The organism is Frigoribacterium sp. Leaf263, from assembly GCF_001422285.1.
Classification (GTDB): Bacteria; Actinomycetota; Actinomycetes; order Actinomycetales; family Microbacteriaceae; genus Frigoribacterium.
In genome coordinates, this window is record NZ_LMMO01000004.1 from 215,722 (window position 1) to 230,535 (window position 14,814).

Here is a 14,814-nt window from a genome sequence, read left to right on the forward strand (position 1 = left end):
TGGTCCCGTCGGGCCGGGCGTGCGGGTGCGCGCTCCAGGGCGCGAGGCGCTCCAGGGCGCGAGGTGCGCCGGGCACTCAGGCCGGCGGGGCGCCTCGCCGGGTCCGAGCCGACCAGCGTCCGTCGACGCGCTCCACGTCGAGCGGGTGGTCGAAGGCCGCCGACACCGGCTCCGATGTCAGCACGTGGTCGGCCGCTCCCTGGGCGAAGACGCGGCCGTCGCGCAGCAGGACGGCATGACTCGTGCTGGCCGGGAGATCCTCGAGATGATGGGTCACGGTCACGGACGCGATGTCCGGGTGGGCCGCCCGCACGCCGTCGAGGGTGTCGAGCAGGTGCTCGCGGGCGGCCACGTCGAGACCGGTCGCGGGTTCGTCGAGCAGCAGCAGCGAGGGCGTGGCGACCAGCGCCCGGGCGATGAGGGCGCGACCCCGTTCGCCCTGCGACAGCACCGACCAACGCGCCGTGGACCGGGCCCCGAGACCGACGGAGGCGATGAGCGAATGCGCCCGCGCCTCCTCGGCGGGTGTCGGCGACCAGCGGGCGACGGGGTCGCTGCTGCCGGTGAGCCCGGTCAGCACGACCTCGGTGACGATGTTGTCGCGCAGCATGCGGTGCCGCGGGTCGACGTGACCGATGTGCCGCCGCAGCTCGCTCAGCTCGACGCGGCCGAGACGGCGGCCCAGCACGTCGACCGTGCCCGAGGTGGGGTGCCCGAGGGCCCCGCAGAGCGTCAGCAGCGTGGTCTTGCCGGCGCCGTTCGGGCCGATGAGGGCCCAGTGCTCACCCGATCGGACCCGCAGCGACACGTCGGCCAGGAGGTCGCGACCCGAGCGCGCGACCCGCACGTCGGCGACGTCGAGCACGACCGGGCTCGGCCGCGCGCCGGTCGCCGACGCCGGGGTCACGAGAGGTAGACGCCCGCCTCGCGGACCTGCTCGTGGAACGCGGCGAGGCGCGCCGGCTGCGTGCGGACGGCCTCGGCCGCGGCGGCGGCGTCGCCCGAGGCCACGGCCTCGCGCAACGACTCCGTGAACTCGAGAGCGGCGTCGAAGTCGAAGAGCCCCTGCGACGACGGACGACGGATCAGCAGCAGGAGGCGCGGGCCCGTGTTCGCCCACAGTCGCGCCAGCGAGGTGCTCGCGCTGGCCTCGAGCAGCAGCTCGTTGAAGCGGACCAGGGCGGCGTCGTCTTCGAGCTTCTTCGCCGAGAAGGCCTTGATGCGGGCGTCGAGGATCTTCAGGGCCTCAGCGCGCTGGCTCGAGCCGAGGCGGGCGACGCCGCGCTCGACGAAGAGCGCCCAGACGGCGTAACCGACGTCGATGGTGTCGACGAACTCGTCGAAGGTGGGGTGCACGATGCGCGTGTAGCGGTTCGCCTCGATGTCGACCAGGGCCTGGTCGGCGAGCTTGGCGATGGCCTCGCGGACGGGCGTGCGCGAGACCCCGAGCCAGGCGACCAGCTGGTCGTCGTTCAGTCGCTCGCCGAACTCGAGGGTGCCGTCGATGATCGCGTCGAACATCTTGTCGTAGACGACGTCGCGGAGCAGACGGCGGGGGGCGGGCGGCTGGTCGGTGAGCGTGGGGATCGGCATGGGGTCTCCTGGGTCGGGCGGAGGGCGGGAGGTGCGGGCCGACTTCCCTGCGTCGGCCCGCACCGGGGATGGTGCGGTGGAACTGGTCGTGCTGTCGTGCTGTGGAGCTGGTCGTGCGGGTGTCGCGGTGCGGCGGTGCTACGACCGGGTCGTGAGCAGCGCGCCGACGACCTCGACGGCTTCGAGGTGGCGGAGGTTCGCCTCGTCGAGGGGCTGGAAGGCGGCGATCGCGAGGGCGACGTCGCGCCGGCGCACGGCCTCTCGGATCCGGGTGAGGTACTCGGTGGTGAGATCCCACTGCCAGTGGTCGAGGACGGGCTTCGAGTTGAACATCACCCGGGCGTTGATGAGCCGCTCCGCGCTGTCGAGCAGGGGGTTGCCGACCTTCGTCCGCAGGTACGCCGGCACCGCCTGGAAGTCGGGCAGCCCGGCGACGTCGTGCTCCGCGAGACGCGCCAGCGCGACGTCGACCAACCCGGTGAACTCGTCGACGTCGGCGTCGTCGAGCAGGGGGATGGCCCAGCGGGCGGTGAGCTCGTTCAGCCCCGAGTAGACCTGCAGGGCGTGCCGGTACATCTCGAAGTCGGGCAGGGCGATGCGGGTGTAGCGATTCGCCTCCATCTCGACGAGGCCGTGGTCGACGAGCTTCGCGATCGCCTCGCGGATGGGTGTGCGCGAGACGCCGAGCCAGGTGACGAGCTCGTCGTCGTTCAGGCGCTCACCGGGCTGCAGCGTGCCGTCTTCGATCGCCGCGAGCAGCTTGTCGAAGACGACGTCGCGCAGGAGGCGGCGGGGTGCCGGAGCGTCGGGACCGGAGGGGATGGGCATGTATCAGACCTTCAATGCACGAGGATGTATCGATTATCCGGTACTTTAGTAGACCACCCCGGGCGTGTCCACAGAGCGCCCCCGCGAGTCGGGGGTCGAGGTGTCAGGCGCCGACGCGGACGACGGTGCGGCCCTGCACGCGTCCGTCGAGGATGGCGCCGCCCTGGGCGACGACGTCGTCGAGCGCGACCTCGCGGGTCATCGAGTCGAGCAGGTCGAGATCGAGGTCGTCCGCCAGACGCGCCCAGGCCCAGCGACGCAGCGCGACCGGCGCCTGGACCGAGTCGATGCCCGCCAGGGTGACCGACCGCAGGATGAACGGCAGCACCGTCGTCGGCAGATCGGAGCCCTGCGCCAGCCCGCAGGCCGTCACGGTGCCGCCCCAGGACGTCTCGGCGAGCACCCCCGCGAGCGTGGTGCTGCCGACCGAGTCGATGCCGCCGGCCCAGCGCGGCCGGCGGATGGGCTTGCCCGGCTCGCCGAGCTCGGACCGGTCGATGACCGTGCCGGCGCCGAGCGACCGGAGATACGGTCCCAGCTCGTCGGCCCGCCCCGAGGAGGCGGTGACCGAGTACCCCAGGCGACTCAGCACCGCGACGGCGACCGACCCGACGCCCCCGGCCGCCCCGGTGACGACGATCTCGCCGTCGCCCGGGTGTACGCCGCGCTCGAGGCGGAGCACGCTCAGCATCGCCGTCAGCCCGGCCGTGCCGATCGCGGCGGCCTGCCGTGCGCTGATGCCGGCGGGCACGGCCACGAGCGTGTCGGCGTCGACCACGGCCTGGTCGGCGAAGCCGCCGTCGCGCGTCTCGCCGAGACCGGCGCCGGTCGCGACCACGAGGTCGCCGACCGCGAACGATCCGTCGGCGGTCTCGGGCCCCACGGAAAGGACCCGCCCGACGACGTCGATGCCCGGCACGAGCGGGCTGACGCGGACGACGCCCGGGTCGCCGGCGAGGGCGAGTCCGTCTTTGTAGTTCAGGCTCGACCAGAGGACGTCGACGACGACCCGGCCGGGCTCGAGTCCGTCGCCGCCGAGGGGCGGCGCCACCTCGCGCAGGGTGGCTCGCTGACCTCTCTCGACGACGACGGCTCGCATGCGCGCCAGGCTACGCGGAGTCGCGCGGCGTGGTGACGGGGGAGTCGGACGCCGCCCCGGCGCGACCGCCGAGGAACCCGCCCAGGGCCCCCACGAGGTCGAGACCGGTCGTGGCCTTCACGACGTCCTGCAGCTGCGTCATGTTGTTCGCCACCGACTTGGTGAGCTCGTTCGCCCCGTCGGTCGACACGACGGTGAGCGTGTCGATGTTGCTCATCGGCGCCGCCATCTCGCGGGCGATGTCGGGCAGACGCGAGATGACCTGCGAGGCCAGGGCGGCCTGGCCGAACTTGCCCTGCGCCTCGGCGAGGGCGTCGACCGCCTCGGCCTCGGCCAGACCCTTGGCCTTGATGGCGGCGGCCTCGGCGCGACCGGCGGCCTCGACGGCGGCGGCCTCGTTCTCGGCCGCGGCGCGGGCGGCGTCGGCGAGCTGCGTGCGGCGGAAGGCCTCGGCCTCGACGGCGGCGTTGGCCGCGTCGCGCTCGGCCTCGGCGTTCTGGACGGCGGCGTACGCGGCGGCCTCGGCGGGCTGGCGCACGTCAATGTTCAGGCGCTCCTGGTTGACCTTGGCCTGCTCGGCGACGGCGATGCTCTCCTGCTCGGCGACGAGCTTGTCCTGCGTGGCGCGGGCCAGCTCGCCGGCGGCGGACGCCTCGGCGTTGGCGCGGTCGGTCTCGGCCTTGATCTGCGCCTGGCGCACGTCGAGCTGCAGCTGACGCTCGGCGGTCTGCTGCGTGTTGCCGATGCGCGCCAGGGCGGCGATGCGCTCGGCCTCGGCCTCGGCGACGTCGGCGTTCTGCTTGGCGACGGCGGCCTCGGCGCGACCGCGGTCGGCGAGGTACGTGCTGCCGGGGGTCTCGATCTCGCGGATGTTCATCGTCTCGATCTGGAGACCGAGCTCGGCGAGCTCGCCCTTGGTCTCGTTGACGGCGTCGGCCGCCAGACGGGAGAAGTTCTTGACGAGGTCGTCCACCGGCTGGCCGCCGATCAGACCGCGGATCGAGCCCTCGAGCGACTGCTGGACGATCACGGGCAGCTGCTGCTGCTGCAGCAGGTACCGCTGGGCGGCGCGACGCACGCCGTCTTCGGTGCCGGTGACCTTGAAGTTGACCGTGGCCTTGACCGCGGTGCGGATGTAGTTGGCGTCGATCGCCTGCACCTCGACGGGGGTCTGGTACTGCTCGAGGCTGAGCTTGAACCCCTCTTGGAAGATCGGCCAGACGAAGGTGCGTCCGCCGATGATGACCTTCTGCGGGCTCGAGATCCCGCCGCCCTCGGAGCGCTCGGCGCCACGGCCGACGACGATCAGCGCCTCGTTCGGCGGGACGCGTCGCACGCGGCTGGCGACGAACGACAGCAGGGCGACGACGATGACGACCGCGACGACGATGGCGACGACGCTGATGTTTCCGGAGATGAAGTCCATCGGGCTTCTCGTTTCTCTTTCGGTGGTGCGGGGCGGTAGTCGGGGGACCCGGTGCGGGTCGGGGAACGGGGGCGGCGGAGCCTAGGAGGCGCGGGTCGGCTCGGACCCGTCGCGCACGACCTCGACGCGCGGACCGGCCTCGGCCACCACCCGGATGCGGGTGCCGCGCTCGATGCGCTCGCTGCTGACGGCCAGGCGGCGCTCGAGCTCGCGGACGTCGTCGAGGCGGACCTCGCCGCCCGTCGGCGTGATGGTCTCGGTCGCCGTGCCGACGAAGCCGACCGGCGACCAGTGGCCGCCGGTCTCGCGGCGGGTGACCCGGCGGACGAGGATCTGGATGACCACGAGGGCGACGAGGGCCATCGCGATCGCGATGACGTACGTCCAGCCCGGGGGCAGGCCGTTCTGCAGGGTGACGACGCCCGCGAGGCCGAAGATCGCCAGAGCGGCGCCCACGGCGACGCCGGAGACGAGGCCGTCGCCGATGTCGAAGACGTCGAGCAGATCGCCCACGACGATGCTGAGCAGCAGGACGACGAGCCCCACCGACCCGACGACGATGAACGTGACCATGCGACGAGACTGTCAGAAGACGACCCGCCGCGCCTCGGCTGCGCGGGGGAATGCGGACGGATCCGCCTGGGGTCGCCGACCCGCGCCTCCTCGGCGGGTGCCCGGATCAGCCGAAGAGGATGGCGGCCTCGTCGTAGCGGTGCTGCGGCACGGTCTTCAGGCTGTCGAGGGCCTCCTCGAACGAGACGTGCACGATGTCGGTGCCGCGCAGGGCCACCATGCGGCCCCAGCGCTCGTCCCGCACCGCGTCGCTCGCCGCGAGCCCGAGACGCGTCGCGAGCACCCGGTCGTACGACGTGGGCGTGCCGCCGCGCTGGATGTGACCGAGCGTCGTGGCTCGCGTCTCGATGCCGGTGCGCTCTTCGATGATCGGCGCGAGGCGCTCGCCGATTCCGCCGAGACGGGGACGGCCGAAGGCGTCGAGCCCGCGCTCGGAGTGCACGTCGGTGCCCTGATCGGGCACGAAGCCCTCGGCCACGACGACCAGCGGCGCGCGACCCCGGTCGTACGCCGACTTCACCCACGCCACGATCTGATCCATGCTCGTCGCCTGCTCGGGGATGAGGATCGCGTGCGCGCCCGACGCCATGCCCGAGTGCAGGGCGATCCAGCCCACGTGGCGGCCCATGACCTCGGCGACCATGCAGCGGCTGTGCGACTCGCCGGTCGTGCGGAGGCGGTCCATGGCGTCGGTCGCGATCTGCACGGCGGTGTCGAAGCCGAAGGTGTAGTCGGTGGCACCGAGGTCGTTGTCGACGGTCTTCGGCACGCCGACGATCTTGAGACCGGCGTCGGTCAGGCGCTTGGCCGCCGCGAGGGTGCCCTCGCCGCCGATCGCGATCATGGCGTCGATGCCGTGCCGCTCCATGTTCTCGGTGATGCGCGCCACGCCGCCGTCGCCCTCGAAGGGGTTCGTCCGGCTCGTGCCGAGGATCGTGCCGCCCTGCTTGGCGATGCCCTGGATGTCCTTCCGGGCCAGGGGGACGATGTCGGCGTCGACGACCCCGCGCCATCCGTCGCGGAACCCGACGAACTCCTGCCCGTGGATCTGCGTGCCCTTCAGGACGGCTCCGCGGATGACGGCGTTCAGGCCGGGGCAGTCGCCGCCGCTGGTGAGGATTCCGATTCTCATCGTGATGCTCCATCGCAAGGTCGGGCCCGGCCCGGAGGGCCGAGGTCGGTTCCATCATGGCGTACTACCCTCGACGCATGAGCGACCAGTCGACGCCGCGACCGCCGTCGGCCTGGGCGCGTTTCACCCGGCCCGCACCGGGCGAGAGCCGCGAGATCCCTCTCGCCGCGCCTCCTCGGCCCCGGCAGGAGGCGCGGGTCGATCCGTTCGCGCCGGCCGCCGAGCAGACGTGGGCGCCAGCCGCCCCCGAGCCCCGGCCCGACGCGGCCGGATTCGACTCGTACTTCGCCCCTGCCGACGACGACGAGTGGGACGCCCCGAGACCCCGACACGACGACCCCGGTCACGGTCTCGCCGTCGCGTCGATCGTCTTCGCGGTCTTCTTCGCGCCGCTCGGGCTCGTCCTCGGCCTCGTGTCGGCCCGACGCTCGGCCCGGGCGGGCCACTCGCGGCGCCTCGCCCTGATCGGCGTCGCGATCGCCGCCGTCGTGATGGTGGCGAGCATCGTCTACGGCGTCAGCGCGCTCGACCACCTGGCGCGGCTGTCGGCGACGTGCGCCCAGCTGGGCCCCGGCGAGTACGCCGACCCGGCCGGACGCACGGTCACCTGCGACTGACGCCGGTCGTGCTGGCCGCCGATCGACTCAGAGTCGGACGGTGCCCGTGTCGGCGACGTTCTCGGGGTGACCGCCGGTGATCGCGGCCTTCGCGTACTTCAGCAGCGTGACGGCCTTGGGCTCGTTGCTGACCCAGTACTCGGCGGTCTCGACGTCGACCTCGAGCAGGGCGACGGTGGGGTCGTCACGGCCCTGGTCGAACCAGGCCTCGGCCCCGGTGGTCCACAGCTCGTCGATGAGCTCCGCGTCCTTGACGACGGTCGCCTTGCCGGAGAGCGACAGGTAGCCCTTGCCGGTCTCGACGGCGACGTTGACCTGCGGGTGCGCGCGGACGTCGTCGACCTTGGGCGACGGGTCGGGCGTGAAGAAGTAGACCTTGCCGTCGAACTCGCGGTCGACGATGGCGAGGGGCCGGCTGACCAGGTGCTGGCTGCTGCCCTGGGTCGTGAGGATGCCGATTCGGCCCTTGTCGAGGACCTCGGAGATGCGCTTGATGTCGTTCGTGTCGGTCATGCGGGTGACGCTACGCCGGAGGTGCGGTGCGGGTCACAGTGCACCGCGCCTCCTTCCGCGCACGCGTCGCAGACCACCAGCTGCTCGCGGCACTGGACGTCGCTGCAGTTGCGCATCCGCTTCGTCGCGTCGCCGCAGCGGACGCATCGACCGAGCACGGCGGTGTGGTCGGAGAAGTCGACCGAGCCGCGGCCGTCGAACACGTAGAGCGAGCCGTCCCAAACGCCGTCGTCGCCGAAGCGCTCGCCGTAGCGGACCACGCCGCCGTCGAGCTGATAGACGCGGGTGAAGCCGCGCGTCGTCATCAGCGAGCTGAGCACCTCGCAGCGGACGCCGCCGGTGCAGTACGTGACGACCGGTTCGTCCTTCAGGTGGTCGTAGCGGCCGCTCTCGATCTCGGCCACGAACTCGCGCGTCGTGGCGACGTCGGGCACGATCGCATCGCGGAACCGGCCGATGCGCGACTCGAACTCGTTGCGACCGTCGAAGAACGTGACCTGCTCGCGCGCCATGAGCTCGTGCAACCCGTCGGGCGACAGGCGCGTGCCGCCGCCGACCATGCCGTCGGCGTCGACCCGAAGCTCGTCGGCGGCGCCGAAGGTGACGATCTCGTCGCGGACCTTGACCGACAGGCGGGGGAAGTCGTGACCCGTGCCCTCGCTCCACTTCGCGTCGAGGCCGGCGAAGGGCGCGTACTCGCGGGTCGTCTTGAGGTAGCGCTTGACGTCTCGGAGCTCGCCGCCGACCGTCGCGTTGATCCCGTGGGGCGAGAGGACGATCCGACCCGTCAGGTCGAGCGAGCGGCACAGGTCGCGCTGCCAGAGGCGCAGGGCCTCGGGGTCGGCGAGCGGGGTGAACACGTAGAACAGCAGGATCTTGGGGACGGCCACCCGGAGAGCTTAGTCGTCGACTGTGCAGTCCTGGATGATGAATGCACTATTCTGACATGTGGAACGGCACCGGGCGGCACACCGCCGGTCGGGGCCGTCGACCACGAGGAGGATCGATGCCCATCCCGACGACCCCGTCACCCGCGTTCTGCCGGCGGCTCCACCGCGACGAGGTCTTCGAGCTCGTCCTCGACGCCATCGTGTCGGGCGAGCTCGCCGAGGGCGAGCGGCTGCGCGACACCGAGCTGGAGGAGTGGCTCGGCGTCTCCCGCACGCCCATCCGCATGGCGCTGGCCCGCCTCGAGGACCTCTCTCTGATCGAGACCGTGCCGAAGAGGTACACCCGGGTCAGTCACGCCCGCCCCTGGCTCGTGCGCCCGCTGCTGCCCACGCTGTGCTCGCTCGTGCTGCTCGCCCTGGTCGAGGCCGTCGCCGACGACGAGACGCGGGTCGCGGTGGCGGCGGTGCTCCGTCAGGCCGGTGCGGAGGCCCCGGCGGGGGACGAGGCGCGGGTGGTGGCGCCGAGCGCGCCCCCGGTCGTCGAGGCCCTCGTCTCGGCCGCTCGCACGATGGCCGCCGCCTCGTCGAACGGTCGACTCGAGGGAATGGTCGTCCACTTCGGGGTCGCGCTGCTGTTCCACGCCCGGTTCGTCGGCGACGACCTCGACGAGGCGGGTCTGACGGAGGGGCTGTCGAGTCTCGCCGTCGCCCTCGAGAGGGCCGATGTCGAGGCGGCTCGCACGGCCGTCGAGAGGATCGCCTCGTCGGCGGGTCAGTAGGCGCCGACCGGGCGCACCACGGCGCGCACCGTCCGGACGAGGACGACGGCGTCGGTGACCGGGGTCCAGTCGTGGACGTACGAGAGGTCGAGATCGAGCGCGGCCTCCCAGGGGAGGTCGGATCGGCCGCCGACCTGCCACGGGCCCGTGAGCCCGGGGAGCACCAGCAGGCGCTGCCGCGCCCGGTCGCAGTAGCGGTCGACCTCGTGGGGCAGCGCGGGTCGGGGGCCGACGAGGCTCATGTCGCCGCGCAGCACGTTGAGCAGCTGGGGCAGCTCGTCGATCGAGTGGAGACGCAGTCGGCGACCCACCCGGGTGACCCGGGGGTCGCGACGGAGCTTGAAGAGGGGCCCGCCGGCCTCGTTGCGGGCGGCGAGCTCGGCGAGCCGGGCCTCGGCATCGACGTGCATGGTGCGGAACTTCAGCATCGTGAAGGGCCGGCCGTCGAGACCCGCGCGCTGCTGTCGGTAGAGGATCGGCCCGGGGGTGTCGAGGCGGACCGCCAGGGCGACCAGGACGGCGAGGGGGAGGAGGGCCACGGCGAGGACGAGTCCGACGATCACGTCGACGAGGCGCTTCGCGACCCGGTGCGGACGGCGGCGGACGGGCGGCGGGGCGAGGTAGGGCGAGGCGCCCGGCGAGGCCTCCGGGGTGACGGCACCCGGGGCCACGGCGTTCGGGGTGACGGCGATCGGGGTGACGGCGTCGGGGAGGGGGGCCGGGGTCGCGCCCCGGGTCGAGCCCGGCCTGAGGGGCGTGGTCGTCACCGTGCCGCCCGCCGGGTGTCGGGCACAGCCGGGATGTCGTCGAGCCCTGCGACGGCGGGGCCGAGCGTCTCGCGGCCGAGCAGCTCGACGAGCGCATCGCCGGCCTCGAGCCAGCGTCGATCGGACACCGCTGCCGCGAAGACCGCCACCGAGGGGCGGAGGGCCGGCTCGCCGAGGCTGATCGAGACGTGCTGCGAGAGGAACGCCGCGCGATGGTCGAGCGGCTCGGCGGCCCGACGCGTGAGCGGGTTCCCGGCCCGGTCGACGAAGACCGTCGTCTCGCGGACGATGTCGGCGCACGTCGCGTCGTCGGCCGCGAGGGCCTCGACCAGCTGGTCGGCGAGGGGTGCGGTCTCGTCGCCCGGCAGCTGCCTCGCGTGGCGCATCGCCTCGCCGTGGAGGACGCCGATGAGCTCGAACGTGTCGAGCAGGTCGGCGATCGTCACCGACGCGATGCGGGTGTACCGGTTCGCCTCGATGTCGACGAGGCCCTGGGTGGCGAGCCGGGCGAGCGCCTCCTTGACGGGCGTCTTCGAGACGCCCAGCCAGGCCGCGATGTCGTCTTCGAACAGGCGCTCGCCGGGATGCAGCGTGCCGTCGAGGATGGCGTCGAGGACGGATTCGAACGTCAGATCGCGGAGCAGTCGCCGGGGGCGACGCGTCGAGCGGTCGGGAACTGGCATGCTGCCTCCAAAGTCAGAAGCAGAACATATCATCCGTCATTCTTTTTCGCCAGAGCGGTAGCGGGCGGCGGACGGGCGTCAGGCCCCCGCCGACGCCGACGCCGACGCCGTCGCCGTCGTGTCCGATCCGATGCGGCCGCCGTCGAGACGGATCACGCGCCCGGCGACGGCGAGCACCGCCGGGTCGTGCGAGACGCAGACCACCGCGACGCCGCGGCGCGCCTCGGTCTGCATGATGTCGCGGATCCGCTCGGAGCTCTCGTCGTCGAGCCCCGTCGTGGGCTCGTCGAGCAGCAGGAGGTCCGCACCGCCGACGAGGCCCTGCGCCAGGAGCGCCCGCTGGCGCTGACCGCCCGACAGCGACGAGAACGGCTCGCCCGAGAGGTCGGCGATGCCGAGTCTGTCCAGCGCGACCGCCACGGTCTCGCGCGCCGCGCCTCCTCGGTGCCGGGGGCTCGTCGAGCGGCCCCAGGTGCCGATCGTCACGACGTCGCGCACCGTGACCGGCAGGCGGTCCGAGACACCGGCACGCTGCGGCACGAAGGCCGTGACGCGGGAGCCCACGCGGGTGCCGCGCGAGAGGGGGCGGGTGCCGGCGACGACCTCGAGGAGCGTCGACTTGCCGGCGCCGTTCGGGCCCGCCACGACGGTCAGCGACGCGGCGGCGAGGTCGAGGTCCACCCCGTCGAGTGCGGCGCGACCGTCGAAGTCGACACCCGCGCCGCGGAGGCTGACGCAGGGGAGGGGGGCGGGTCGGTTCGAGAGCACGACTCCACCCTACAAGTTGATAACCGTTCTCATTCTCGGCTACGGTCGTGCCTCGTGCCCTCCTCCATCACCGGGATCCTCGAGCCGTTCACGCTCGACTTCCTCCAGCGCGCCCTCGTCGGCGGCGGTCTCGTCGCCGTCCTCTGCGGCGTCGTCGGCACCTGGGTCGTCATCCGCGGCATGGCGTTCCTCGGCGAGGCCCTCGCCCACGGGATGCTGCCCGGCGTCGCCCTCGCGACCGTCGTCGGCGCCCCCGTCCTGGTCGGGGGCGCCCTGAGCGCCGTCGCCATGAGCCTCGGCATCGCCGCCCTGCAGCGTCGGGGCCGGCTCTCGTACGACACGAGCATCGGCATGCTCTTCGTCTCGATGCTCGCCCTCGGCGTCGTGATCATCTCGCACTCGGGCAGCTTCGCCACCGACGCGACCTCGATCCTCTTCGGCGACATCCTCGCCATCGCCCCGCTCGACGTGCTGCTGCTCGCCGTCGCCGCCGTCGTGGGCCTCGTCGTCGCCGTCGTGTTCCACCGCCCGCTCGTCGCCTCGGCGCTCGACCCGCGGATCGCCGCCGTGCTCGGACTCCGCCCCCGGCTGGCGCACGCGGCCCTGGTCGGACTCGTCACCCTCGCCGTCGTCGCCTCGTACCAGGCCGTCGGGTCGCTGCTGGTCGTGGGCCTCCTGCTCGCACCGGCCGTCGCAGCCGGCCAGTGGACGACGCGCATCCCCACCCGCATGGCGCTCGCCGCCGTCGTCGGCATCGCCGCGGTCGTCATCGGACTGCTCGTCTCGTGGCACGCCGCCACGGCGGCCGGCGCGTCGGTCGCCGCCACCGCCATCGCCCTGTCGGGTCTCTCGTGGGCCGCGCGCTCGATCGTGACGACCCGGCGGCGGGCTGCTCGACCCCCGGCCCCGCCCGCGGCACCGGCCCCCGCGCCCGCCCCTCTCGAAAGGACCCCGTGATCTCCCGCATCCTGAACTCCGCCCTCGTCGGCGTCTGCGCGCTCGCCCTGACCGCGTGCTCCCCGGGGTCCGACGCCTCCGACGGGTCCGCCGCGGGGTCCGAGTCGTCGGCGGCGACCGCACCCGCGGGTCACGGCGCGGTCGCCGGCGCGGAGGAGCTCGCCGAGCCGCGCCTCGGGCTCACCACGATCGACCCCGAGGGGGCGGTCTCGCACCTCGACCTGCTCGACGAGACCGTCACCGAGATCGGGTCGATCGGCGCCCCGTCCGCCATCACGACGGACGGCCGGTACCTGTTCGCGCAGACGGAGGCCGGCGTCGAGGTCGTCGACAGCGGGGTGTGGACGTGGGATCACGTCGACCACTTCCACTACTACCGGGCCGACCCGCGCCTCCTCGGCACCGTCGACGGAGGCGGGGAGGCGCAGATCGCCACCACGAACCTCTCGACGTCGGGCGGCACCGGCGTGTTCTTCGAGGGCTCGGGCGAGGCCGTCCTGCTCGACACCGAGGCGCTGTCGGAGGGCGAGGTCTCGGAGCTGTTCCGCCTCGACACCGCGCCCGGCCCGGGCATGGTCGTGCCCGTCGGGTCGTTCGCGGTCGTCGCCCAGGGCGGCACCGCCGTCGGCTACACGGCCGAGGGCGAACCGACCGGGCTCGACGAGGCGTGCCCCGACGCGTCGGGCACCATCACCACCCGCGTCGGCGCCGTCATCGGCTGCTCGGACGGGGCGCTGCTGGCCACCGTCGTCGACGACGAGCTCACCGTCGAGCGGATCCCCTACCCGGCCGGGACGACCGCGCCGCCCGCGACGTCGTTCGACAACCGGGAGGGGCGACCCACCGTCGCGGCGCTCGCCGGCTCGGAGGGCATCTGGCTGCTGGACACCCGAGAGCGCTCGTGGACGCTGATCGACGCCCCGGCGCCGCTCGTGCACGTCACCGCGGTGGACGACGCCGACGAGAACGTCCTCGCCCTCACCGCCGACGGCCGCGTCGTGGTCATGAGCGCCGACGGCGCCGTGCTCGCCGAGACCGAGCCGCTCGTCGCGGAGTCCCTCGCGGCCGGAGCGACCCCGACCCTCGTCGCCGACCAGCAGCGCGCCTACCTCAGCGGCCCGTCCGAACGGCGCCTGTTCGAGATCGACCACGCCGACGGCGCCCGCGTCGCCCGCACGTTCGACACCGCCACCGAACCGGCGTTCACCGCCCAGACGGGACGATGACCATGCGATCCACCACTCGGCGCGCGACCCTGTCCACGATCGTCGCGGCCGCCGTCGCCGGCCTCGCGCTCACAGGCTGCTCGCCCGTCGCGGGCGACGACCGGCCGCTCGTGGCCGTCTCGACGAACATCCTCGGCGACGTGGTCGAGGAGCTCGTGGGCGACGACGCCGAGGTCATGACGCTGATGAAGCCGAACGCGGACCCGCACTCGTTCGAGATCTCGGCCCAGGAGGCGGCGCGCCTGCGGTCGGCCGATCTGATCGTCTCGAACGGGCTCGGTCTCGAGGAGGGGCTGCAGCAGCACCTCGACGCGGCCTCGGCGGACGACGTGCCGACGTTCGTCGCCGGCGACGTCATCGACGTGCTCGACTACAGCGAGGGCGACGCCGAGGGCATGCCCGACTCGCACTTCTGGACGGATCCGGCGCGGATGCTCGACGTCGTCGACGCGCTCGAGCCCGAGCTGGCCGGGATCCCCGGCGTCGACGCCGAGGCCGTCGCCGAGCGGACCGCCGACTACCGGGCGCGGCTGGACGCGCTCGACGCCGAGATGACCGCGGCGTTCGAGGCGATCCCCGACGACCGCCGCGCCCTCGTCACGAACCACCACGTCTTCGGATACCTCGCCGACCGGTTCGACTTCGACGTGGTCGGAGCCGTCATCCCCGGGGGCACGACCCTGGCCGCGCCCTCCGCCTCGGACCTCGCCGACCTCGTCGACGCCGTCGAGGAGACCGGGGTCCGGGCGATCTTCGCCGAGTCGTCGTCGCCCGACCGCCTCGTCCAGGCCCTCGCCGGCGAGGCCGACATCCACGTGGAGGTGGTCGAGCTCTACACCGAGTCCCTTACGGGACCCGACGAGGGGGCTCCCGACTACCTCACCATGATGCGCGTCAACACGCAGCGCATCGCCACCGGGCTCTCGCCCTGAGCGCCCTGATCCACCATCAAGAGAAGGAACC

17 protein-coding genes are annotated in these 14,814 nt (G+C 73.0%); 5 read left to right on the top strand and 12 right to left on the bottom strand.

The annotated features are described in order from the left end of the window. Nucleotides 1–76 precede the first annotated feature (76 nt). The 7 genes from ASF17_RS10260 to ASF17_RS10290 form a co-directional block, all read right to left on the bottom strand. Nucleotides 77–907: an ABC transporter ATP-binding protein gene (locus ASF17_RS10260; RefSeq protein WP_235476539.1), complete on the bottom strand. Its 831-nt coding sequence runs from the start codon at nucleotides 905–907 to the stop codon at nucleotides 77–79. After that, nucleotides 904–1,593, bottom strand: a complete 690-nt coding sequence (locus ASF17_RS10265; protein ID WP_055799188.1) for a GntR family transcriptional regulator — start codon at nucleotides 1,591–1,593, stop codon at nucleotides 904–906. Before ASF17_RS10265 ends, ASF17_RS10260 begins: the two co-directional genes overlap by 4 nt. Nucleotides 1,594–1,731: 138 nt before the next feature. After that, the gene (locus ASF17_RS10270) at nucleotides 1,732–2,421 is read right to left on the bottom strand and encodes a GntR family transcriptional regulator (RefSeq protein WP_055799192.1); all 690 of its coding nucleotides are present in this window, start codon (nucleotides 2,419–2,421) and stop codon (nucleotides 1,732–1,734) included. A gap of 103 nt (nucleotides 2,422–2,524) precedes the next feature. Beyond that, the gene (locus tag ASF17_RS10275) at nucleotides 2,525–3,520 is read right to left on the bottom strand and encodes an MDR family oxidoreductase (RefSeq protein ID WP_082475263.1); all 996 of its coding nucleotides are present in this window, start codon (nucleotides 3,518–3,520) and stop codon (nucleotides 2,525–2,527) included. Between the two features lie 10 nt (nucleotides 3,521–3,530). Next, on the bottom strand, nucleotides 3,531–4,946 hold the full coding sequence (locus tag ASF17_RS10280) for an SPFH domain-containing protein (protein ID WP_055799198.1): 1,416 nt from the start codon (nucleotides 4,944–4,946) through the stop codon (nucleotides 3,531–3,533). A gap of 81 nt (nucleotides 4,947–5,027) precedes the next feature. Continuing rightward, nucleotides 5,028–5,519 (bottom strand): hypothetical protein, encoded by a 492-nt coding sequence (locus tag ASF17_RS10285; protein ID WP_055799201.1) that lies wholly within the window; start codon nucleotides 5,517–5,519, stop codon nucleotides 5,028–5,030. 106 nt (nucleotides 5,520–5,625) lie between these two features. Next, the gene (locus ASF17_RS10290) at nucleotides 5,626–6,651 is read right to left on the bottom strand and encodes a 6-phosphofructokinase (RefSeq protein ID WP_055799204.1); all 1,026 of its coding nucleotides are present in this window, start codon (nucleotides 6,649–6,651) and stop codon (nucleotides 5,626–5,628) included. 77 nt (nucleotides 6,652–6,728) lie between these two features. Here ASF17_RS10290 and ASF17_RS10295 point away from each other — a divergent pair, with 77 nt between their 5' ends. Continuing rightward, nucleotides 6,729–7,268, top strand: coding sequence for a hypothetical protein (locus ASF17_RS10295; RefSeq protein WP_055799206.1), 540 nt, complete (start codon nucleotides 6,729–6,731; stop codon nucleotides 7,266–7,268). Nucleotides 7,269–7,295: 27 nt separating this feature from the next. Here the strand turns inward: ASF17_RS10295 and ASF17_RS10300 are convergent, their stop codons facing one another. Continuing rightward, complete coding sequence (locus tag ASF17_RS10300; RefSeq protein ID WP_055799209.1) at nucleotides 7,296–7,781, bottom strand: pyridoxamine 5'-phosphate oxidase family protein; 486 nt, start codon at nucleotides 7,779–7,781, stop codon at nucleotides 7,296–7,298. Further along, the gene (gene trhO, locus ASF17_RS10305) at nucleotides 7,778–8,671 is read right to left on the bottom strand and encodes an oxygen-dependent tRNA uridine(34) hydroxylase TrhO (RefSeq protein WP_055799212.1); all 894 of its coding nucleotides are present in this window, start codon (nucleotides 8,669–8,671) and stop codon (nucleotides 7,778–7,780) included. The genes ASF17_RS10300 and trhO overlap by 4 nt, the downstream gene beginning before the upstream one ends. A gap of 116 nt (nucleotides 8,672–8,787) precedes the next feature. Here trhO and ASF17_RS15995 point away from each other — a divergent pair, with 116 nt between their 5' ends. Continuing rightward, nucleotides 8,788–9,450 carry a GntR family transcriptional regulator gene (locus tag ASF17_RS15995; protein WP_055799215.1) on the top strand — a complete coding sequence of 221 codons (663 nt, stop codon included), beginning with the start codon at nucleotides 8,788–8,790 and terminating at the stop codon, nucleotides 9,448–9,450. On the opposite strand, the gene ASF17_RS16000 is transcribed toward ASF17_RS15995, so the two are convergent. The 3 genes from ASF17_RS16000 to ASF17_RS10325 form a co-directional block, all read right to left on the bottom strand. Further along, nucleotides 9,444–10,217, bottom strand: a complete 774-nt coding sequence (locus ASF17_RS16000; protein ID WP_055799218.1) for a sugar transferase — start codon at nucleotides 10,215–10,217, stop codon at nucleotides 9,444–9,446. The two genes, ASF17_RS15995 and ASF17_RS16000, sit on opposite strands and share 7 nt — an antisense overlap. Continuing rightward, a complete protein-coding gene (locus tag ASF17_RS16005) occupies nucleotides 10,214–10,900 on the bottom strand; it encodes a GntR family transcriptional regulator (RefSeq protein WP_055799223.1) in 687 nt (228 codons plus the stop codon). Before ASF17_RS16005 ends, ASF17_RS16000 begins: the two co-directional genes overlap by 4 nt. A 78-nt stretch (nucleotides 10,901–10,978) precedes the next feature. Then, a complete protein-coding gene (locus tag ASF17_RS10325) occupies nucleotides 10,979–11,668 on the bottom strand; it encodes a metal ABC transporter ATP-binding protein (protein WP_055799225.1) in 690 nt (229 codons plus the stop codon). Nucleotides 11,669–11,734: 66 nt separating this feature from the next. Between ASF17_RS10325 and aztB the strand changes: the two genes are divergently transcribed. Genes aztB through aztC form a run of 3 tightly spaced genes read left to right on the top strand, consistent with a single transcriptional unit; the run spans nucleotide 11,735 to nucleotide 14,783 of the window. Continuing rightward, nucleotides 11,735–12,625 carry a zinc ABC transporter permease AztB gene (aztB, locus tag ASF17_RS10330; protein WP_055800656.1) on the top strand — a complete coding sequence of 297 codons (891 nt, stop codon included), beginning with the start codon at nucleotides 11,735–11,737 and terminating at the stop codon, nucleotides 12,623–12,625. Continuing rightward, a complete protein-coding gene (locus ASF17_RS10335) occupies nucleotides 12,622–13,851 on the top strand; it encodes a hypothetical protein (protein WP_055800659.1) in 1,230 nt (409 codons plus the stop codon). The genes aztB and ASF17_RS10335 overlap by 4 nt, the downstream gene beginning before the upstream one ends. A 2-nt stretch (nucleotides 13,852–13,853) precedes the next feature. After that, nucleotides 13,854–14,783: a zinc ABC transporter substrate-binding protein AztC gene (aztC, locus tag ASF17_RS10340; protein ID WP_055799228.1), complete on the top strand. Its 930-nt coding sequence runs from the start codon at nucleotides 13,854–13,856 to the stop codon at nucleotides 14,781–14,783. The last annotated feature ends 31 nt before the right edge of the window (nucleotides 14,784–14,814 follow it).